Annotated in this window: 18 protein-coding genes and 2 pseudogenes; 8 read left to right on the top strand and 12 right to left on the bottom strand. The window is 66.8% G+C overall.

Annotation, left to right across the window (positions count from 1 at the left end; translation table 11 throughout):
- The first annotated feature begins 57 nt into the window (after positions 1-57).
- Together J2X34_RS13960 and J2X34_RS13965 are read left to right on the top strand one after the other, a co-directional pair.
- Positions 58-672 (top strand): PadR family transcriptional regulator, encoded by a 615-nt coding sequence (locus J2X34_RS13960; protein ID WP_429517814.1) that lies wholly within the window; start codon positions 58-60, stop codon positions 670-672.
- On the top strand, positions 669-2,165 hold the full coding sequence (locus tag J2X34_RS13965; RefSeq protein ID WP_114722971.1) for a DHA2 family efflux MFS transporter permease subunit: 1,497 nt from the start codon (positions 669-671) through the stop codon (positions 2,163-2,165). The genes J2X34_RS13960 and J2X34_RS13965 overlap by 4 nt, the downstream gene beginning before the upstream one ends.
- On the opposite strand, the gene zapE is transcribed toward J2X34_RS13965, so the two are convergent.
- Positions 2,152-3,243, bottom strand: a complete 1,092-nt coding sequence (gene zapE, locus J2X34_RS13970; RefSeq protein ID WP_429517816.1) for a cell division protein ZapE — start codon at positions 3,241-3,243, stop codon at positions 2,152-2,154. The genes J2X34_RS13965 and zapE overlap by 14 nt on opposite strands.
- Before the next feature lie 42 nt (positions 3,244-3,285).
- Between zapE and J2X34_RS13975 the strand changes: the two genes are divergently transcribed.
- Entirely contained in the window at positions 3,286-3,876 is a 591-nt protein-coding gene (locus J2X34_RS13975; protein ID WP_429517818.1) for a TetR/AcrR family transcriptional regulator, read from the top strand.
- On the opposite strand, the gene J2X34_RS13980 is transcribed toward J2X34_RS13975, so the two are convergent.
- The 3 genes from J2X34_RS13980 to J2X34_RS13990 form a co-directional block, all read right to left on the bottom strand.
- Positions 3,867-4,445 carry a helix-turn-helix domain-containing protein gene (locus J2X34_RS13980; RefSeq protein WP_429517820.1) on the bottom strand — a complete coding sequence of 193 codons (579 nt, stop codon included), beginning with the start codon at positions 4,443-4,445 and terminating at the stop codon, positions 3,867-3,869. The two genes, J2X34_RS13975 and J2X34_RS13980, sit on opposite strands and share 10 nt — an antisense overlap.
- Positions 4,446-4,472: 27 nt before the next feature.
- Positions 4,473-5,840: an MFS transporter gene (locus J2X34_RS13985; RefSeq protein WP_429517822.1), complete on the bottom strand. Its 1,368-nt coding sequence runs from the start codon at positions 5,838-5,840 to the stop codon at positions 4,473-4,475.
- A 243-nt stretch (positions 5,841-6,083) separates the two neighbouring features.
- Positions 6,084-6,896 (bottom strand): HalD/BesD family halogenase, encoded by an 813-nt coding sequence (locus tag J2X34_RS13990; RefSeq protein ID WP_429517823.1) that lies wholly within the window; start codon positions 6,894-6,896, stop codon positions 6,084-6,086.
- Positions 6,897-7,275: 379 nt separating this feature from the next.
- Between J2X34_RS13990 and J2X34_RS13995 the strand changes: the two genes are divergently transcribed.
- On the top strand, positions 7,276-8,256 hold the full coding sequence (locus J2X34_RS13995; protein WP_429517824.1) for a LysR family transcriptional regulator: 981 nt from the start codon (positions 7,276-7,278) through the stop codon (positions 8,254-8,256).
- A 462-nt stretch (positions 8,257-8,718) separates the two neighbouring features.
- Here J2X34_RS13995 and J2X34_RS14000 read toward each other — a convergent pair whose 3' ends face one another.
- The 5 genes and pseudogenes from J2X34_RS14000 to J2X34_RS14020 form a co-directional block, all read right to left on the bottom strand.
- Entirely contained in the window at positions 8,719-9,117 is a 399-nt protein-coding gene (locus J2X34_RS14000; protein ID WP_429517826.1) for a hypothetical protein, read from the bottom strand.
- A gap of 42 nt (positions 9,118-9,159) precedes the next feature.
- Positions 9,160-9,399: a hypothetical protein gene (locus J2X34_RS14005; protein WP_429517828.1), complete on the bottom strand. Its 240-nt coding sequence runs from the start codon at positions 9,397-9,399 to the stop codon at positions 9,160-9,162.
- A gap of 31 nt (positions 9,400-9,430) precedes the next feature.
- Positions 9,431-9,613 (bottom strand): annotated as a pseudogene (locus tag J2X34_RS14010) (pyruvate kinase); the annotation flags it as partial.
- A 52-nt stretch (positions 9,614-9,665) separates the two neighbouring features.
- Positions 9,666-10,586, bottom strand: a complete 921-nt coding sequence (locus J2X34_RS14015) for an MFS transporter (RefSeq protein ID WP_429517830.1) — start codon at positions 10,584-10,586, stop codon at positions 9,666-9,668.
- 1 nt (position 10,587) lies between these two features.
- A pseudogene (locus J2X34_RS14020) lies at positions 10,588-10,992 on the bottom strand (MFS transporter); the annotation flags it as partial.
- An 814-nt stretch (positions 10,993-11,806) separates the two neighbouring features.
- On the opposite strand from J2X34_RS14020, the gene J2X34_RS14025 reads away from it, so the two are divergent.
- A complete protein-coding gene (locus J2X34_RS14025) occupies positions 11,807-13,354 on the top strand; it encodes an HAL/PAL/TAL family ammonia-lyase (protein ID WP_429517831.1) in 1,548 nt (515 codons plus the stop codon).
- Between the two features lie 13 nt (positions 13,355-13,367).
- Here J2X34_RS14025 and J2X34_RS14030 read toward each other — a convergent pair whose 3' ends face one another.
- Positions 13,368-13,847: a cupin domain-containing protein gene (locus J2X34_RS14030; protein ID WP_429517833.1), complete on the bottom strand. Its 480-nt coding sequence runs from the start codon at positions 13,845-13,847 to the stop codon at positions 13,368-13,370.
- A 67-nt stretch (positions 13,848-13,914) separates the two neighbouring features.
- Between J2X34_RS14030 and J2X34_RS14035 the strand changes: the two genes are divergently transcribed.
- On the top strand, positions 13,915-15,273 hold the full coding sequence (locus J2X34_RS14035) for a DUF1254 domain-containing protein (protein ID WP_114722977.1): 1,359 nt from the start codon (positions 13,915-13,917) through the stop codon (positions 15,271-15,273).
- Position 15,274: 1 nt separating this feature from the next.
- On the opposite strand, the gene J2X34_RS14040 is transcribed toward J2X34_RS14035, so the two are convergent.
- The gene (locus J2X34_RS14040) at positions 15,275-16,345 is read right to left on the bottom strand and encodes an NAD(P)-binding domain-containing protein (protein WP_429517890.1); all 1,071 of its coding nucleotides are present in this window, start codon (positions 16,343-16,345) and stop codon (positions 15,275-15,277) included.
- Between the two features lie 175 nt (positions 16,346-16,520).
- Between J2X34_RS14040 and J2X34_RS14045 the strand changes: the two genes are divergently transcribed.
- Positions 16,521-17,252: an enoyl-CoA hydratase gene (locus tag J2X34_RS14045; RefSeq protein ID WP_114722979.1), complete on the top strand. Its 732-nt coding sequence runs from the start codon at positions 16,521-16,523 to the stop codon at positions 17,250-17,252.
- A 30-nt stretch (positions 17,253-17,282) separates the two neighbouring features.
- Positions 17,283-18,380, top strand: coding sequence for an MBL fold metallo-hydrolase (locus tag J2X34_RS14050; RefSeq protein ID WP_429517836.1), 1,098 nt, complete (start codon positions 17,283-17,285; stop codon positions 18,378-18,380).
- Positions 18,381-18,399: 19 nt separating this feature from the next.
- Here the strand turns inward: J2X34_RS14050 and J2X34_RS14055 are convergent, their stop codons facing one another.
- Positions 18,400-20,772, bottom strand: coding sequence for a glycoside hydrolase family 3 C-terminal domain-containing protein (locus J2X34_RS14055; protein WP_429517838.1), 2,373 nt, complete (start codon positions 20,770-20,772; stop codon positions 18,400-18,402).
- Positions 20,773-20,801 lie beyond the last annotated feature (29 nt).

Raw genomic sequence — 20,801 nt, forward strand, 5'->3', positions numbered from 1 at the left:
TTTGGCGCGGAAGTGGGGTGACAGGAATTGCTGCCGCGATCAGTCACACCCCTCGGGGTGTCCGTCCTCGCGCTCCTGTTCGAGCGGCCCATGCATCCGTACGAGATGTACCAGCTCCTCGTCACCCGCCGGAAGGACCGGATCGTCAAGGTCCGGCCGGGCTCGCTGTACCACGCCGTCGACCGTCTCGAGCGCGACGGATTGGTGGCGGTGGTGGGCATCGAGAGGCAGGGCAACCGCCCCGAGCGGACCACCTACGAGATCACCCCGGCCGGACGTGCCGCGGTCCGTGAGCGCGTGGCCGAGATGGTGGAAGTCCGGGCCTCCGAGTACCCGCAGTTCACCCTCGGCCTGGCCGAGTTGCACAACCTCGGATCGGCTGAGGCCCTCGCGCTGCTCGAACGTCGGATCGCCACGCTGGCAACCGAAATCGAGGAGCTCGATGCTTTCGCCGAGGCTGCTCGGGGGCGCGAGGTTCCCGACCTGTTCACCATCCCGTTCTCGTACACCCGGGCCATGGCACAGGCCGAACTCGACTGGCTGCGCGCGTTCGCGGCCCGGGTCCACAGCGGTGAGATCCCGTGGGTGACCGACAAACACCTCGAAATCTTGAAACGTGCGGACCAGTTACGTGCGGACCAGAAACTCGCAGATCAGAAGGGCAACCAATGAAAACCGAAGTCAAGCCCTGGCCGGCCCTGTGGGCCCTGTGTCTGGGGTTCTTCATGATCCTGGTCGACAGCACGATCGTCGCGGTCGCCAACCCGGTCATCACCGCCGAACTGGACGCCGACGTCAACGCGGTCATCTGGGTGACGAGCGCCTACCTGCTCGCGTACGCGGTGCCGCTGCTGGTGACCGGTCGGCTCGGTGACCGGTTCGGCCCCAAGAACATGTACCTCATCGGCCTGGTCGTGTTCACCCTCGCGTCCCTGTGGTGCGGTCTGTCCGGCGGCATCGAGATGCTGATCGTCGCCCGCGTCTTCCAGGGCCTCGGCGCGGCGATGATGACGCCGCAGACAATGGCCGTCATCACACGAATCTTCCCGCCGGACAAGCGCGGAGCCGCGATGGGCCTGTGGGGCTCGGTGGCCGGCGTCGCGACTCTGGTGGGTCCGATCCTCGGTGGAGTCCTCGTCGACAACCTCGGCTGGGAGTGGATCTTCATCGTCAATGTCCCCGTCGGTGTCGTCGCGTTCGTGCTCGCGTGGCGTCTGGTCCCGGTGTTGCCGACCAGCAACCACAAGTTCGACCTGGTCGGTGTCGCGCTCAGCGCGATCGGCCTGTTCTGCATCGTCTTCGGCCTGCAGGAGGGCAACTCCTACGACTGGGACGCACGGACCTGGGTGCTGATCGGTGTCGGCGTCGTGGTCATGATCGCGTTCGTGTGGTGGCAGAGGGTCAATCGCAGCGAACCGCTGGTACCGCTCGCCCTGTTCCGCGATCGGAACTTCTCGGTCGCCAACCTCGGCATCATGACGATGGGCTTCTCCATCACCGCAGTCATGTTGCCGTTCATGTACTACGCGCAGAGCGTCACCGGTCTGTCGCCGACGCGGTCGGCCCTGCTGATGGCACCGATGGCGATCGTCACCGGCATCCTCGCCCCGTTCGTCGGACGGCTCGTCGACAAGGCGCATCCGCGCTTCATCGCGGGACCGGGCTTCCTGACGTTCGCCCTCGCCACCGCCTGGTTGGCGACGCGACTGACCCCGACCACGCCGATCTGGCAGATCCTGGTCCCGATGGCCGTCATCGGTGCGTCCAACGCATTCATCTGGGCTCCGGTCTCCGCGACCGCGACCCGGAACCTGCCCATGGCGCATGTCGGTGCCGGTTCGGGCGTCTACAACACCACCCGCCAGGTCGGAGCCGTGCTCGGTAGCGCCGCGATGGGCGCGTTGATGACGTCGCGGATCACGGCCGAGCTGTCCTCGGTCGGAATCAGCGGCGGTGCCTCGGCAGGCGAGGGCCACTTCATGGGCGGACAGCTGCCCGAGATGGTCCGCGAACCGTTTGCGACCGCGATGGCCCAGTCGGCGATGCTGCCCGCGGCCGTGCTGATGCTCGGCTTCGCCGTCGTGCTGTTCTTCGTCAATCCGCGCAAGGGCGAGCCGGTGCGCGAGGTCGTGGCCGACACCGAGTCGGCCGCTACTCCCAGCTGACGGATTCGGTCGTCGTTCCGGCCGTCGACGGTGCTTTCGCACCGGCGGCGGCCGGAGCCGTCTCTGTGGGCAGCGTCTGCAACTGTCCGAGCCGGCTCAGGATCCGGTCGATGTCGACGGGCAGATGCTCGGCGCCGGCGAGCGAGTCGACCGTTCGGGCGGCGAGGAACGTCACCTCGACGTCGCGGTCGTACAGGACGTCGACGAGATTGGCGAAGCGTTGCGCCGGTTCACTTCCCGCGTTCACGAGATCGGGGATGTCGCTGATCACCCAGCGTTCGTGCCGTGCGGTGAGCTCCAGATAGTCCGCCGGCGCGGTGGTGTGGCCGCACAGGTCCGCGAAGTCGAACCACAGGCAGTGCGCGTCGGCGCGGAGCGCAACGAGCGGGTGCCCACACGGTGACATCGTCCGTCGTTCGGTCGGATCGGGGCGCTCGAGCCCGAGCAGAGCGAGTTGCTCAGCGTCTGCAGGGACCACCCAGTGCCCGGCCGCGAATCCGGCGGCGTGGTCCGAGCCGGTGCGATAGTCACGGGGCCCGTCGACCGCGACGACGGCCAGCGACCGTTCGATCAACTCGATGGTCGGAACGAAAGCGTCGTGGAACAGCGGATTGGGCATCAGGCGGTGCGGCGGATAGTTCGACGTCACCACGAGGGTGACGTCGCGGGCGAGGAGCGCGGGCAGCAGTCGCGCGACGAATGTGGCATCGCCGACGTCGTGGACGTGGAACTCGTCGAAGCACAGCACCCGGACGTCACGGAGCAGGTCGTCGAGCGCGGCGTCGAGGTTGTGGCCGCGTCGGCGGATGGCGACGTGGAGGTCGCGGAAGAACTCGTGGAAGTGCACGCGCAGTTTGTGCTCCGTCGGCAGGCCGTCGAAGTACGTGTTCAACAGCCAGCTCTTCCCGCGGCCTACGGGTCCCCACAGATACACGCTGCGGCCGTCGGCTGCAATCAGGTCGGAGATCGCTTGCCGCTGAGCGTGATCGAGTGCGAATCCGCGATCGGCGGCCGCAGTCTCGAACACTGCGGCGGGAACGTGCAGGGCGGGGAGGGGCGCGCGCCGGAACCATCTCACGGCCGAAACTCTAGCATCGTAGAGTCTGGGAGAATGGGAGACATGAATCACCGTCCCTCACGCCGCGAATCGATCTGTGACGCCGCGCTCGAGCTCGCCGCCGAGGGCGGCAACCACGCCGTCACGCACCAGGCGATCGACAGGCGGCTCGGGCTCGCGAAGGGGTCCACGTCGTACTACTTCCGCACGCGCGACGCCCTCGTCGCCGCCGCGGTGACGCGGCTCGCCGACCGCTCGCGTGAGGAGTTCGTCCACGCCTACGGACAGCGGGAGGTGCCCTCCGCCGATGCCGCTGCGGGGTTGATCGCCGGCCAACTCCACATCCTGCTCACCTCGCGCAGGGTCGACGCGCTGGCCAGATACGCCCTGGCGGTCGACGCCGCGGGAGATCCGGAGTTGCGCGGCGCGCTCGGGGCCTGCCTGTTCTCGGTTCCACTGGCCGCCGAGCTGATGGAGGCCCTCGGCGCGAGCGACCCGCACCGCGCGGCCCACGATCTCGTCAGCCTGCTCGAGGGCCTGCTGTTCGACCTGATCCACGGTTCACGATCAGCGGTCGAACTGGATGAGGAGAGCCGTGTCGCGCAGCTACGTTCGACGATTCGGCTGTGGTTGGGCGCGCTGACTCAGACGTGAGACGGCGGTAGTCCGCGAGGTCCCGACTTCGTCACGTCGAGTCTCCGGCCGAGTCTCCGACCACCATCACATTGATGTGAGGCCACGAGTTCGAGAACTCTTCGAGTGTGCGCGGGAGTATCCGGGAACCGACGCTTTCGTACGAGCCCGGAGCTGTCCTGCGGCGCCGTCGGACAAGGCCTGCAGATCTGCTTGGGCACTTGCCAGACGCGCTTCGATCGACTCCGCGTGTGAGACGAGTATCTGACCTGCGGGGGGGTGAGGGCAACCGGTTGTGAGCCGGCTGATCTCTCCACGAGCTGGTGGCCGATACCTGTCTCCAGGCGCTTGATCTGCTGGCTCACAGCAGACTGTGTGTAGCCGAGTGAAGATGCAGCAGCGGTGAATGACCCTGTTCGACCTACTTCAGCCAATGCGATGAAGTGGCGCAGCTCGATCGAACTCCATATCTGCTTCTCCAGCGGGGATTCTAGGTCAGATCGCCGGAAGGCCTCGCCGGGTCCGACTGCCTCGCATCCGATCCGGTGGACGCCGATCCCCGCCCGGCCGAGCGGGCGGGGATCTCCCACGCAGAGCGCGTGATTCGCGCGGTTGTGTCAGGCGCAGTCCTCGAGCGACAGGTGTGCTGTCTCCGGCGCCATCAGGGCCGAGCTGACGAGGCCGATCACGAGGACCACGACCAGGCCCATGATGGTGGCAGTGAGTCCGAAGGACGAGAGCGCGATGGGCAGGAGGAACGTGCCTGCTGCTGACCCGATACGGCTGGCTCCGTTGAGCAGCCCCACGCCCGAACCCCGCAGTTCGGTCGGAAAGAGTTCGGGCGGATAGACCTGCTCCAGATTCGAGGCACCCGACATGACGAAGGTGAAGACGACGAACGCGCCGAGTACCAGCGGGAGTGGTCCGTTGGGCCCGATAGCGACGATCGAGAGCGTCGCAGCCATGACGGCGAACGAGGAGATCAGCAAGGTTCGTCTCGACATCCTGGCCACCCACCAGAGGCCGGCGATCCCGCCGAGCAGCAGGAAGACATTGAGGATAGCCCCGCCGAGGAATTCGCGGTCGTCGAGTCCGATCTTCACCATCAGGACGGGGAGGAACGTGTAGATCGCGAAGTAGGGGATCACCTGGCAGTTGAAGAAGAGCATGCCGAATGCTGTGCGCCTGCGGTACTTACGTCCGAAGAAGTCACGGTATCGGGCGGGCGACTCGGGTCCCTTGCTCGCAATCTGCTCGACATCGAGGTGTCCACCCAGGTACGTTGCGGCGATCTCTCGTGCCTCGGCGAGTCGCCCCTTGCTGATCAGCCACCGTGGCGATTCGGGCGTGCCGATCCGGAGGAGCAGCACCAGTACCGCTGGAATCGTTCCGCTCGCGAGCAGCCAGCGCCATGAGTCGTCGGAGATCTGAACGATATACGTCCCTACGAAGTAGGCCACGACGTAGCCCACGGTCCACATCACCGTCAGGGACGCGAGCATGCCGCCCCGGAAACGACGCGGCACGAACTCGGCGACGAGCGTCGGACCGAGTGCGTAGTCGGCGCCTACTCCGAAACCGATGAGGAGCCTGAGCACGAGCAGCATGACCGGCCCGTCCACGAAGAACTGCGCCGCAGACGCGACGGCGATCAGCAGGAAGTCGAGCAGGTATACCCGCTTCCTGCCGAACTTGTCGCCGAGCCAACCGAGGATGATGCTGCCGAAGAAGATGCCGATCAGCATGGACGCGCCGAGCACACCCTGCCAGGCGGGACCGAGGCCCATCTGCGGAGCGATCGCGGTGAGTGCAATGCCGATGCTCCCGAGTGCGTAGCCGTCCGAGAAGTTCGCACCGAACGTCAACGCTGTGATCTTGATGTGGAACCGGCTCAGCGGCTCGTCGTCACGGTCGCGACCTGGTGGGGATCGTCCGTCGCCGAGTGGTTCGCCGATCGGAGATGTCGTCAGATTGGTGGCATGCATATCCCTGGCTCCGTTCGTTCGTTCGATGGAAGTCCGCAACATCGCCGAGGTCCGTCACTGTTCTGCGACCGTCAACCGTGTTGCTGTTGACGAACCAGGGCCTGGTCACGTTGATGTATCTGATGCATTGGCAGACAGGTGTTCTCGGAGAGCGATCGCGGTCGACGCGCGTGTCGCGGATCGATCCCGCAGTCGGAAGCGAGCCGCGACACGCGAGTGACGGCGTATTCGGCCGGACCGGACCTACTCGGCGCGACCGTAGAAGAGGTCCTGAGTGAGTTCATTGAGTCGCATATCCGCGTCCTCGCCGTAGGTGATAACCGAGTTGATCCGCGGCTTGGCGCCGGCGGTGGGGGAGACGCGGTGCAGTGCGTGCCTACCGTGGAAGATGGCCAGGGTCCCGGGGCTGCTCGTCAGGCGGATGATGCCGTCGGAGTTGCCTTCCAGCACGCGCGCGACACCGCCGTAGTTCTCGCTTTCTGCGGATCTCAGGGCCGGGTAGTAGTCGAAGTGACCGCCCTCGTCGGCATCCTGGTACATCACGGTCACCGCGAACTCGCTGCGGTCGAAGTGCCATCCGAGTTCGTCGCCGTCCTCGAACATCGCGATCATCACGGCATCGAGAGGATCGGCGCTTCGGTACAGCTTGTCCTTCCTCAGAACCGCGGCGATGAACCGCACGAGGTCGTCGGATTCGTAGAGTCGTCGGATCGGGGAATCCATAGGGATCTGGTCGCAGGCAATGGTCTGCTTCGCCGAGCGCTGCTGCGCCGATCGCGGATGGTCGGGCGACACCGACTCGTCGGTCGACTCGAAGTAGACGGTGTGAGTGTTGTCGGTTCGGAATGCCGACGGAGCGAGCGCGATTGCCTGTTCCACCATCCGATCCACCGCGTCCTGAACCATGAATCCGGACAACTGGCAAACGCCGGTACGCAGAAGTTCCTCACGGCAGGCCGCGATGAATGCGCGGCCGCGGTCGCCGTCGAGGTCGTTGATCGGATAGCGCGTCAGATCGACAACGTCCGCATAGCTGGGCGCGGTTGCCTGAGACATCAGTTTCCTCCTGGATTTCGCGTTTCAGAGATCAGCTCCGCCGAGCCATCCAGCAGCAGCACGGCCGGAACTGAATAGAGAGTGTCAGCTACGTCACATCAGGACAATTCATGTTCATACTGGTTTGCATTAGCATCTGTTCTGCTTCGAAGGGCGAACGACTTTGGCGGCGATCGGACCTATCGGGTCCCATTTGTAAAGGCCGCGAAGGACTTCCGCCCTGCCCGTCCTGGTCGTCGACGGAGGCGGGTTCCCCGCTGCGATGGCAGCCGATGGAAAGAACCGATCATGCAGTGTGATTGCGCGCGATGCGCGGTCCGTCGGCGCGGCTCGAGAGATCCGTCCCGGCTTCCACGAGACTCCTCACTACTATGAGGTCGTGAGTCGGGATTTGAACAGCATCGACCTGCGCTACTTGTCGGCGCTGATCTCCGTCAGCCGCGAGGGCTCGTTCAGTCGAGCCGCCGAACAGCTCGGGTACACACAATCTGCGGTGAGCCAGCAGATCGCGCGGTTGGAACGCAGTATCGGACACCAACTGGTGGAACGTCCGGGTGGACCGCGCCCGGTTTCCCTCACCGCGGCAGGCCAGGCCCTGCTCCGGCACGCTGAGGCGATCGTGGCCCGATTGACGAGTGCAGCCGCGGATCTCGACGCTCTGGATGCCGGTACGGCGGGCACGCTCAGGATCGGCTGCTACCAGAGCGTCGGAGTTCGTATCCTGCCCCGAGTGCTTCGCGAGTTCGCGGAGAGATTTCCCGACGTCGACGTCCAGTTGGTCGAGAACGAGGACGACGGTCAACTACTCCGCCAGGTCGAACGGGGGGAGCTGGATCTGACCTTCATCGTAGCCCCGTTACCGAAGGGCCCCTTCGAGTCGGAGGAACTTCTCGAGGATCCGTATGTAGTAGTGGTGCGCGCGGATTCGCCGCTCGCTCGGGACCGCACCCGCGTGTCCCTCAGAGACATCGAGGGGATACCGCTCATCAGCTATGCCCAGATTCGCGAGGCACACCTGATCGAGAACCGGTTGGGGCATCCCGCGCTCCGCGAACGGATCGTGTTCCGGTCCAACGACAACGGGACCATCCTGGGCCTCGCCGCGGAAGGCGTGGGTGCTGCAGTCATTCCCTGGCTCTCGGTCGACCCGCACAGGCAAGGGCTTCGGATACTCACCATCTCGGGGGTCAGCCGGCGAATCATCGGTATTGCGTGGCACCGCGATCGCTACCAGATCCCGGCCGCGCATGCATTTATCGATCTGGCGCACGCCGTCGCCCGGGACGAGGAGGTGGAGATGCGGGCCGCTCTCTCCGACGACGATGCCCGACGAGCTGCTGGGGAGGAACAGTTCGGGTAGACCCTGTCACGCCCCGTTCTCCTTTGCGGCGCATGCCTCCGCTAGTACTGCAACGACAGCCGCTACGCCAGCGCCGGTACCTGGGACAAGATTCTCACCGCGCTGCTCGCTCACGCCGACGCGAACGGGCTGGTCGACTGGACCGTGTCCGCGGACTCAACCATTTGCCGGGCCCACCAACACGGCACCAATCTCGCGCGTGACACAGGGGGATTTGTCGAATTACACGAACCTCCTCCTCGAGCCGCCGTCTCCGACGCGGCCGCCGCGGAGGCCGCCCCATCGGGTTCAATGCCGCGAAATGCAAGGGCCGCAACGTCGTCGAACGATCCTTCGCCACTATCAAGCAGTGGCGCGGACTGGCTACCCGCTACTACAAACTCGCGCTCCCCGACGCGGCCGGAGTAGCCCTTTCAGCGGTATGCACTTGGCTGAGGCACCTCACCAAATAGGAGACATGCTCTAGTCTTCGTCGCCCTCGTCGCCCTCGTCGCCCTCGTCGCCCTCGTCGCCCTCGCCGTCGAGGCGGGCCTCGAGTTCCGCGATCTCCGCGCGAACGGCCTCGATGACCTCGGGGTCGTCTTCCCAGAGCTCACGGAACTCCGACTCCGGCTCGATCATCTCAGTGAGCAGCTCGACCCCCCGTTCGAGGTGACCGTCGAGGCGCTCGAGATCGCCCGGCCACACCGTGCTGTGCCCGAGCACAGCGAGCAGGTAGCACGCGGCGCGCACCCGATCGTAATCGTCGTCGTGTTCGAGGGCATCGCCGATGCGCACATCGATGTCGATGCCCGCGAAGACGTCTCCGAACCAGTCGGCCGCCGCATCGTTGTGCCACGGCGCGCTTCCCCATGCTCCCATGCGTTTCGCCCTTCGTTTCGCCCGGCGGATCCGGCCCGTGTGTCACATCCTATTGTTTCTTGTGCACGGGCCCAGTCTGGCCGCGTAATCGGTTGGCATCCCGCCGTCGCCGAACTCCACGCCCTCGCGCTCGAGCCGCTTCCGAGCTGCGTGGTGCACCACCCCGCGGCGGCGCGGATCGGGCTCGAGCAGCCCGATCACTGTGCTCCGCGTCTCGTTCGGATGCTCGGCGACCGCGATCCGCACGCTCCAGAACCGGTCGGCGGCGAAGCGCTCGAGCACCGCCGCGCTCGCGTCGAGGTTCAGCGCCGCACGCTCGGGCGTTCAGTTGCTCTCCGATGTCGCGGGCGGCCTGGGAGATCACGCGGGCCTTTGTGCGTGGCGGGTGGGCAAGCGGTGGGACCCAGCTGGACTCGCGTTCGACGGCGGCGAGTATGCGGTCCATCGTGCGGACCGTCTGGATCGGGTAGGAGCCGACCGACGTCTCGCCCGAGAGCGGGCGTGGTCACGGGCGGGGCCGCTCTGCCGGCGGACGATGGGAAAGACGTTCAGGTGAGGTTCTTGCTTCTCGTCTCGGGAGCCCACGGCACCGTCGCGACCATTCCCAGCAGTAGTACGCCCGTCAGCAGGTACATCGTCGTCGGTACTCCCAGGTTGGCGAGACTGACGGGCAATGCGAATGTGCCGACAGCAGAAGCGATCCTGCTCAATCCGTTCAGCAGACCGACGCCGGATGCACGCAACTGAGTCGGGAAGAGCTCCGGAGGGCAGACCTGCGTGATGTTCGAAGCAGCCGACATGACGAAGGTGTAGACGACGAAAGGAATCATCAAGACCGCGACGGGCATATCGCTCAGCGTCCCGAGCGCAACGAGTGACACCGCGAGAATGAGAAAGGACCATATTGTGAAGGAGCGGCGTGGCATCTTCGCCACGAACCAGATCCCGGCGATGCCGCCGATCAGGAGGAAGATGTTGAGGATCAGGTACTGAAGGTCTGCATCCTCGATGTCGAGGTCTGCCAGAATTGTGGGCAGGAACGTGTAGATGGCGCAGTAGGGAAGCACCAGTGCGCTGAAGAAGATCACCCCGAACCATGTCTTGGTCCGGTTCTCCGAGTTGAACAACTCGCTGTAACGCGACGACTCCGTACTCGGTACGAGTTCGCTCGGATCGAGCTCGATCTTGAAGTGTTTTCGGACGATCCCGCGTGCCTCCTCCACTCGGCCCTGGCTGATCAGCCAACTAGGGGATTCCGGTGTTCCGATGCGAACGACGAGAACTATCAGGGCGGGAATCGTGCCACTCGCCAGCAACCAACGCCACGCATCCGGGCCCGAATTGAGGTACGTGCCCAGTACATTCGCGGCGACGTATCCCACCGTCCATGCAACCGTCAGCGACGCGAGCATGGCTCCGCGCTGCTTCCGGGGCGCGAATTCGGACATCAATGTCGGCGCCGACCGCATAGTCGGCGCCGAGTCCGAAACCGATGAGGACGCGAAGAACGAAGAGGATCAGGACGTTCGGCGTCCAAAGTTGCAGCAGGGACACGGCGGCGATCAGGGCGAAATTGAGTACGTACAGGCGTTGTCTGCCGATGATGTCGCCGCCGCGCCCGAGGATCATACTTCCGAAGAACAGGCCGATGAGCGCGGAACTTGCGATCATGCCCTCCCCGAACGAGGTGAGTCCCAGCTGGGCGCTCACACTGGGGAGAACTGCTCCGATCATTCCCAGCGCATAGCCGTCGGAGAGGTTCGCGCCGAATGCCATTGCCGTGATCGTGGCGTGGAATCGGCTGAACGGAACCTGGTCCAGGGAAGTAGGCCTCGCCGGGCTGCCAACCTCGGCCGTCAGGGCATTCTCAGTCATCGTCGTTGCCTTTCAGTCCGGCCGGCTCTTCCAGGAATCTGACGGCAGCGGCATGGTCGTCTCCGAGCGGGCGGTCGGACATGTCAGAGTTCAAGCGCGAATTCGCCTTCCGGAGATATCCCCCGAGTGGCGTGAAGTGGTCGAGTGCAACCTCGCGTAGCTCGAGCGCCCGGAAAGCCGCCTGCAGTTCACACGCCAGCACTTCGGTGGCGTGGACAATGCACTCGTGTAGTTGCTCCGTGGCCTGTGAATTGAAGCTCGCATGGTCTCGGTTCCTCGGGAGATCACGGTCGTGCCGAGTGTCGCGGGGAAAGCCGACGCCCGAAGCCTCGACTGCGCCGCCGCCGCGATGTATTCGAGGAGCATCACTCCGCTACTCCCTGCGGCGGCGCCGGCAAGGTCCGCGATCCCGCACTGATCATCGAGTAGGTATCGCACGCCGAGCCGACGAGCGGTGTGGAATAGGCGGTGGTGTTGCTGGGTTGACTGATGCCGAGGTCGTCCTGGTCCGTGAGCAGAGCGCTGACCAGGCGACTCTCGCGGCGCGCACGGCCTCTCGACCCGGTGGCCCGGTGGCCCGCCCGAATCTCTTGGACCCGTCGGTCGCCACGATTGCTAATGGATTCCATAAGAACTTGTCACGCTGACCGACGGCTCGGTGAAATATCGTCGAATCTGCCGCTGCGCGCTGGCCCAGGGCTTCCGGACCGGACACCCCGGAGTGCGCCCCGAAGCGGCCGTGGCTCTGTTCAGAGCACTTCTGCGCAGCATGTCCACCCCAGCCCGAATCTCGTGACCACGAAGGAATATCACCATGACGACGCACGCTGAGACGATCACCGAGGTCACCCTCGGGGACCAACCCATTACGGTGGACGAGTTCATTGCTGTAGCCCGGTTCGGTGCGCGAGTCGAGTTCTCACCTTCGTACGTCGACAGGGTTCGTAACTCGCGCAAGCTGATTGAGCGATTCCTATCCGAGAACCGGCTGATCTACGGAGTCACAACGGGATTCGGGAACAATGTCACCGAGGTCATCTCGCCGGAAGATGCCGAGCAACTGCAGCGCAACATCGTGCTCTCGCATGCTGTCTCGGTGGGGGAGCCGCTGACGGTGGAAGTCGTCCGGGCGATCCAGCTGATGATGCTCGTCGGTCTCGGGCAGGGCTACTCGGGTACGAGCCTCGAGGTGCTCGGGCTGATCCGGGATCTGCTCAACAAGCAGCTCACGCCGTACGTTCCCGGTAGCGGATCGGTGGGATACCTCAGCACCGAAGCGCACATGGCGATGGTCCTCATCGGCGAGGGACGCTTCCTCGACGGCGATACCTCCGCGCCGGCGAACCGGGTGCTGCGCGACAACGGGCTCGAGCCGATCACCCTCGGATGTAAGGAGGGACTGACGCTGACCAACGGAACTCATTCGGTGACGGCGATCGGCGTGCTGCTCGCCTACGACGCAGCGCGGGCGGCCACGGTCGCGGATACTGTTGCGGCGCTGTCGGTCGAGGCGCTGAAGGGAACGATCAAGGCCTTCGATCCGCGACTGCAGTCGATGAAGAAGCACCCGGAGCAGACAGCGGTCGCCAAGAATCTCTGCCGGATCCTCGAGGGCAGCGAGATCGTCGAGAAGTATCGCGACTACCGCGTCCAGGACGCCTACAGCCTGCGTGGCATCCCACAGATCCATGGGGCCGCCAAGCGGGCGATCAAGGACGCGTGGCAGGTGATCGAGGACGAATTGCATTCGGTCGGGGACAATCCGATTCTCTTCCCCGAGGGTGACGATGGTGTCGCGCTGATGGGTGCCAATTTCGACAGCACGTTCGTCGGCATCCAGGCGGACCTGATGGCGACCGCTCTGACGGTCCTCGCGAAGGTCTCGGAACGACGCACCGATCGCATGGTCAACAGTGCATTCAGTGAGCTGCCCGCCTTCCTTGCACCGAATCCCGGCCTGAACAACGGCTACATGATCCCGCAGTACACCGCGGCCGCGCTGTACATGGAGATGAAGGCGGAGTCCCAGCCCGCCTCGGTCGATTCGGTGCCCACCTCTGCCAACCAAGAGGATCCGGTCAGCAACGCCTACCTCGCGGTGACCAAGGCGTACCGGATCGTGGGTAAGCTGCGCTACGTCCTCGCCATCGAGTTGATGTGCGCCGCGCAGGCGCACGACCTGCTCGGACCCGAACAGGGGTCCGCGGCCTCGCGCGCGGTCCGACAGGCCGTCCGAGAGGTGGTACCGACCGTGGACGAGGATCGATTCTTCGGTGACGACATCGAGCGGATCGAGCGACGGGTCTTCGACGGCAGCATCGTCCGAGCTGTGGAGGACGTGGTCGGGGCGCTCGAGTTCTGACGCGGCTTCTCTCCTAATACTGTGCGGGAGAAGACATCGGGTACTCCTGGCCTTCGAGGCGGAAGTCTGCGAAATCGAAGCCGGGAACGACGACGCAGCTGACGAGGCCGGCCTCGTCGTCGGCTGGGCGGGCCCGCTGCCATGTGCGTGGCGGCACCACGATCTGCGGGCTCTGCCCGGCCGCGATGTCGGGCCCGACGACGTGTGGGGTCACCGTGCCGGGTGTGTCACCGTCGCCGCCGAGCTCGAGGAGGATCGGACTACCGCGGTGGTACAGCCAGATCTCGCTGCCGCGCACACAGTGCCACGCCGACTGCTGTCCGGGCTCGAGCAGGAACAGGATCGCCGTCCCGGCGGAGCGTGCGCCGCCGTACATGTTCGGCAGCGCGACGCCCGGTAAATCGATATCGCTGCGCCACGTCTCGCGGTACCAGCCGCCTTCCGGATGGGGAACGAGGTTAAGCGAGCGTGCCCATGCGGGGAATTCGGTCACCAGACCATGATGAACCCAAAGTTCGCGGATCGCGAGCGAAGGTGCGCCAACGGTGGTGGAATGAGCCATGACCAATCCGAGCAGCGATTCGGCAGTCAACGTCGAGTCGGCAGTCATGGCGTTCATCTACGGTTTCGCTCCGGTGTTCAACCTGTCCCAAGTGCAACGATTCGTGACGACAGGGGTCGGGGCCAACGCGGCGGCCCCGTTCAATTCCTTCAGCCATGCGACGGATCTGGCGGGTCCCGAGGACACCTTCGTCTCGATCAACAACGACACCGTCTATTCGATTGCGCAACTCGATCTCGGTGTGGGGCCGCTCCTGCTGGACGTGCCCGACACGGCGGACGCGTACTTCGTCCTCCAGTTCGTCGATGCGTGGACCAACAACTTCGCGTACATCGGTAAGCGGGCGACCGGAACGCAGGCGGGAACCTACGTACTGGTTCCGCCGGGCTGGCCCGGCGAACTGCCGGCGGGTGCGACGCCCGTGCACTGCTCGACGCGCATCGTGTCGGTCGTCGGCCGGTGGGCGTGCGACGGACCCGGTGATCTGCCGCGGGTGCAGAAGCTGCAGGAGCAGACTTCACTCAGCGCGATGACGTCCACCGATCCGGAGGGACTGCCGGAGCCGGATCCCGCAGTGCCGGAAGAGCTTCTGTTCTGGGAGAAGCTGCGGCTGTATCTGCAGGCCTTCCCACCGGCACCGCGCGACCTGGCGCTGCAACACGCCTTCGCGCCGCTGGGACTGCTCCAGACGGGACCGTCGCCCTACGTCGGCGCCGACCCGGCTCTCGCCCAGATCCTGATCGAGGGCGCCGCGCAGGGCCGCGCGAAGGTGGAGGACGCCTTGAAGTCGGGTGCCGGCGACGCCGTGGTGAACGGCTGGCACCAGACCTTCCACGTCTTCGACTACAACGACGACTTCTTCGAGATCGGGACGATCGACGCGCCGGAATGGCGAATCTCGGATCGTGCCAAGGCGATCGGGCTGCGTGCGGCGGCGGCGATGGGTGGGCTGTGGGGTAACCACGGGTACGAGGCTGCCTACAGTCCCATCTACACGGACTCCGAGGGCGACCAGTTGACCGGCGACCACACCTACACGATCACCTTCGCGCCCACCCCGCCGGTGGAGGCGTTCTGGTCGATCACCATGTACAGCATGCCGAACTACTACCTGGTGGCGAACCCGTTGGAGCGGTACTCGATCGGTGATCGCACCGACGGCCTCGTCTACGGCGAGGACGGTTCGCTCACGGTGACCCTGAGCGCGACCGAACCGGCCGACCCGACGGCGCGTGCGAATTGGCTTCCCACGCCGACGGGTTCGTTCCGGCCGTTGCTGCGCATGTACATCCCCGACGAGGCAGTGCTCGACGGCAGCTACCGGATACCGCCGATCGTGAAGTCCGACCGCGGCTGACTCACCCCTTCAGGTATTGCGTCAGCTCCCGGGCCGCGGCGCGCCCCGCGCGATTGGCTCCGATCGTGGAGGCCGACGGCCCGTAGCCGACCAGGTGCACGCGGGGATCGGCTGCCACCTGCGTCGCGAGCCGGCCGGTCATCGTGATGCCGCCGCCGGGGCCGCGTAGGCGCAGCGGTGCCAGGCGGTCGAGCGAGGACCGAAAACCGGTGCACCACAGGATGACGTCGGCGCGTTGCTCGGAGCCGTCGGGCCAGCGCACGCCGGTCCCGGTGATCTCGGCGAACATCGGCAGTCGGTCCAGTACGCCGCGTTCGCGCGCGGCCCGGATCGCGGGTGTGACGGGCAGTCCGGTCACCGACACCACCGATCCTGGCGGCAGTCCGCGGCGCACCCGGTCCTCGACGAGCGCTACTGCGGCCCTGCCGATCTCGGGCGTGAACGGTTCCTCGCGGAACTGTGGCTCCCGGCGGGTGACCCAGGTGGTGGTGGTGACGCAGGAGATCTCGTCGAGCAACTGCACCGCGGAGATGCCGCCGCCGACCACGATCACGTGCTGCCCCTCGAACTCGCGCGCCGACCGGTAGTCGCGGGTGTGCAACTGGCGTCCGGTGAACTGCTCGGCGCCGGTGACGGCGGGCACGAACGGACGCTCCCATGTGCCCGTCGCGTTGACGAGCCCGCGGGTCAGATAGGTGCCGTCGGGTGTCTCGACGGCCAGCCGCTCGCCGCGATCGCACACGACGGTGGCGTGCGTGGGGCGGTGGACGGGCAGCTCGAAGCGCTTCTCGTAGAGCCCGTAGTAGTGGGGGACGGCGTCGGCCGCCCGGACCGTGTCGGTGTCGGGCCCGAGGGTGTCCGCGAACGGCATCCCCGGGAGGTCGTGCACCCCGTTGACGGTCCGCAGCGTCAGCGACGGCCAGCGGAACTGCCACGCCCCGCCCGGTCCGGGCGCATGGTCGAGCACCACGAACTCCCGTTCGGGGGCGAGCCCGAAACGGCGCAGGTGGTACGCGGTGGACAGGCCCGCCTGCCCCGCCCCGATCACGACAACCTCGAGGTCGGTGTCCATCACGCTCCGATCTGTCATAGCCTGAATCTGCCGCAACGCCTCCGACGGGTCCGTTGTTCCATCGAACTCGGTGTGTCTGTGGATGCTGCGTGACAGGTACTGTTCGGAGCGCACCCGCCGGGGCCCGTCCACACGCGGACGGGGTCCCCGCACCCGAGAAAGCGAGTGGAGCCACATGATCGGGACCAGCCGTGACGGCCACGTAGTCACGCTCGAGCTACAGCGTCCGGATCGACGCAACGCCCTCAACTCCGAGTTGTGCATCGCGCTGCGCGAGGGCCTCGAGAAGGCGGTCGCGGAGGAGGCCCGGGTGGTGGTGCTCACCGGTCAGGGCACCGCGTTCTGTGCGGGTGCCGACCTGTCCGGCGACGTCTACGCCGAGGGATTCACCGACACGCTGCTCGAGATGCTGCACACCATCGACTCGATCCCGATCCCGGTGATCGCCGCGATCAACGGCCCCGCGATCGGGGCCGGTACCCAGCTCGCACTGGCGTCGGACCTGCGCGTGGTCGCGTCCGAGGCGCGCTTCGGGATCCCGGCGGCGAAGCTCGGGATCACGGTGGACAAGTGGACGGTGCGCCGGTTGGTGTCGCTCGTCGGCGGCGGACCGGCGCGGACCATGCTGCTCGGCGCCGAGATGCTCTCGGCGGAAGAGGCTTTCGCGCGCGGACTGGCGAACAAGATCGGTGACCTCGTCGCGGCGCAGGAGTGGGCGCGCACCATCGCGGAGCTCGCTCCGCTGTCGGTTCGGCACCTCAAGCTCGTTTTCAACGACGACGGGACCCGCGAGCCGCAGACCGAGGAGCAGCTCGCCGCGTTGTTCGCGGCCTGGGGCAGCGACGACGCGCAGGAGGCCCGCGCGGCCCGCGCGGAGAAGCGCGCACCGGAATTTCGGGGTAGGTAGAACCAGCGCAGGCAGGGGAGCGGAATGGTCATGATCGGCAGAGGTGTCCTGGTCGCGGCAGCGGCAGCGGCCGCGGGATGGGTGGCACGGGCCGCGTGGGGAGCGGTGCCGGCGCTGGGTGCGTCGCGAGCCGCGATCAAGCCGTATGCCGCGGCGTCACCGCGGTACCGGGACAGCCGGTTCCACAACTCCGATCCCAGTTCATCCCTGCCGGCGGGCTCCCAGTCCGGGCTCGCGAAGGCGTTCCTCACACGCGGAACCACGGGACGCCCGCGCCGGGAGATCCCGCTCGCGACGCCTCTCGCGCCGGCCGCCGCGGGCGAACTCGCGGTGACGTGGTTCGGGCACTCGAGTGTGCTCGTCGAGGTCGACGGTCGTCGTGTATTGGCGGACCCCGTATGGAGCGAACGGGTTTCGCCGTCGTCCGTCGTGGGCCCGGCGCGCATGCATCCGGTGCCGATGTCGTTGGCGGACCTGCCCGCGATCGACGCCGTGGTGATATCGCACGACCACTACGACCACCTGGACCAGGCCACCGTCACCGCCCTCGCCCGCACACAGGAGACCGTGTTCGTGGTTCCGCTCGGGGTCGGGGCGCACCTACGGCGCTGGAACGTCCCGGACGAACGGATCGTCGAACTCGACTGGGACGAGCAGGCCGAGGTTGCGGGACTGACCCTCACCTGTACCGAGGCCCGGCACTTCTCCGGACGCGGGATCGCCCGCGACACGACGCTGTGGGCGTCCTGGGTGATCGCCGGGCCGCAGCGGAAGGTGTTCTTCGGCGGCGACTCGGGCTACACGCCGCGTTTCGCGGATCTGGGCCGCGCGTACGGACCGTTCGACGTGACGCTGCTGCCGGTCGGCGCGTACGACGAACGCTGGCCCGACATCCACATGAACCCGGAGGAGGCCGTGCGGACCCACCTCGACGTGGGCGGCGCGCTGCTGATCCCCATCCACTGGGCCACCTTCAATCTCGCCTTCCACCCGTGGGGGGAGCCGATCGCCCGCGTCGCGGATGCGGCCGCGGCGGCCGAAGTCACGATGGCGGTGCCCATGGTGGGGCAGCGCATCGACGCGCTCCGGCCGCCGACCCAGAAGACGTGGTGGGACGAACTGGGCTGACCCCGGCCCGGACGCGGGGCTACTTGCGGCGCAGGGCCGACACCAGCTTCCGGGTACCGCGCAGCAGTCCACCGTTGCAGATGTCGACGAAGGCCCGCGTCGCCTCGGGCGTGACGGCGCCCTGCGAGAGCATCGTCATCATCCGCGGCGGCAGCTCCTGCAGCGACCGTGCGAACAGCAGCGACAGCGGATCGTCCTCGTCGGTGGCCGGGATCATCGCCGCGACCTTCCGTCGCATCACCGTCGTCAGCAGTGTCGCCGCGGGGTGGCGGATGTCGGCGAGCGGGGTGTCGACGGTGTAGTGCCCGGGCGCGTCGACGACGTTGTCGGGCAGCGGGCGACCGTACAGTTCGGCGAACGCGTCGCGGTCGAACGCCGGTGACCCGTGATACCCGGCCGGGCCGGGTGCGAAGCCCGTGCGGTCCGACTCGAGCGTCACCGTCGCCGACGCCCGGATGTCGCGGGACGACGCTCCGACGCGGATCTCGAAATCGCCGGATTCGATCGACCAGTCGTCGACCGTCGTGTCCCAGAACGCGAATGCTCGGCGATCCAGTTGCACTGTGACGCGGCGTGATTCGCCCGGGACCAGGTGCACCTTGGTGAACCCGGCGAGTTCCTGATCGGGCCGGAAGACGGTGGACTCGACGTCCCGCACGTAAACCTGGACCACGTCGCTGCCCGGCCGGTCGCCGGTGTTGGTCACCCGGACGCTGACATCGAAGCGCTGCTCGGACGCGTCGTCGTTCTCCACTTCGATGATCTCGAGTTCGGTCCAGTCGAACGTCGTGTAGCTCAGTCCGTGGCCGAACGGGTAGCGGACGTCGACGTCGGCGGCGTCGTAGTAGCGGTACCCGACGTACACGCTCTCCCGATACTCCACCTGCGCCGGCCCCGCGGGCCACACGTGCACCGGGTTGTCGGTCACTCGCAGCGGGAACGTCTCGGCCAGTCGGCCGCCGGGCTCGGCGTCGCCGATCAGGACCCGGGCGACCGCGCTACCGGAGGCCTGTCCGCCGAGGTACCCCTCGAGGATCGCGGCGACGTCGTCGTGCCACGGCATCGTCACCGGGGCGCCGTTCGCGAGCACGACCACCACGCGCGGACAGGCCTCGGCGACCGCGGCGATCAGTGCGTCGTGACCGGCCGGCAGATCCAGGTTCGCGCGATCGACACCCTCGGTCTCGTAGCTGTCGGGCAGGCCCGCGAACACCACCGCGACGTCCGCCGCCCCGGCCACCCGGCGAGCCTCGTCGAGCAGCGCGGGTTCGGTGCGGCCCGAGCCGCGCACGTAGCCCGGCGCGTAGGACAGGCGGTCCGCGCCGACCTGCTCCGTCAGGTCGGTCCATGCGTCGTCGACGCGATGCGGGTTGATCCCGGAGCTACCGGCGCCCTGGTAGCGCGGCTGCTTGGCGAACTCGCCGATCACGGCGATGCGTTCGGTGGAGCCGATCGGCAGCACGCCGTCGTTCTTCAGCAGCACCGTGCCCGCCTGCGCCGCACGCCGCGCGAGGGTGTGGTGGGCCGCATGGTCGTAGCCCTTCTCTGCGGTGCGCGCCGGGACCGTGCGCTCGATCAGCCGCCGCACCGACTCGGCGGCCCGGTCGAGGGCGGCGGCACTCAGTTCGCCGGTGCGCACCGCCTCGAGCACCGCGTCGTCGCCGCGCCCGCCGTAGCCGGGCATCTCCAGATCCAGGCCCGCCTCGAGGCAGGTGGACCGCCGGGTCACCGCGCCCCAGTCGGAGACGACCAGACCGTCGAACCCCCAGGCGTCGCGCAGGACGTCGGTCAGCAGGAAGCGGTGCTCGGCGCAGTGGGTGCCGTTCACCCGGTTGTAGGCCGCCATCACCGTCGCCGGCCGGGCCGAGACGACGGCGTGCTCGAAGCTCGCCAGGTAGATCTCCCGCAGCGCGCGGTCGTCGACGAGCGCGTCGACGCTGTAGCGGCGGAACTCCTGGTTGTTGACGGCGAAGTGCTTGAGGGAGGCGCCGACGCCGGTCGACTGCACGCCCCGGATCCAGGCCGCGGCCATCCGGGACGACAGGAACGGATCCTCCGAGAAGTACTCGAAGTTCCGCCCGCACAGCGCGCTGCGCTTGATGTTCGCGCCCGGGCCGAGCAGGACGCCGACGTCCTCGCTGCGGGCCTCGGCGCCGAGCGCGACACCCACCTCCTCGAGCAGTTCGACGTCCCACGTCGCCGCGAGGGCAGATGCGGTGGGAAAGCAGGTCGCCGGAACGGATTCCATGGCGTACCCGGCATCGGTGCGCTGCTTGCGGAGGCCGTGCGGCCCGTCGGTGAGCATGATGGCGGGCAGTCCCGTCCCGGCGGGAGCCTGGGTGTTCCAGAAGTCGGCACCCGATGTGAGGGATACCTGCTCGTGTGTCGTCATGTGACCAGCATGCCCGTGGCGCCTCACAC

Origin of the sequence: Rhodococcus sp. BE178 (assembly GCF_050433545.1) — a bacterium.
In the GTDB taxonomy this organism is placed as follows: Bacteria; Actinomycetota; Actinomycetes; order Mycobacteriales; family Mycobacteriaceae; genus Prescottella.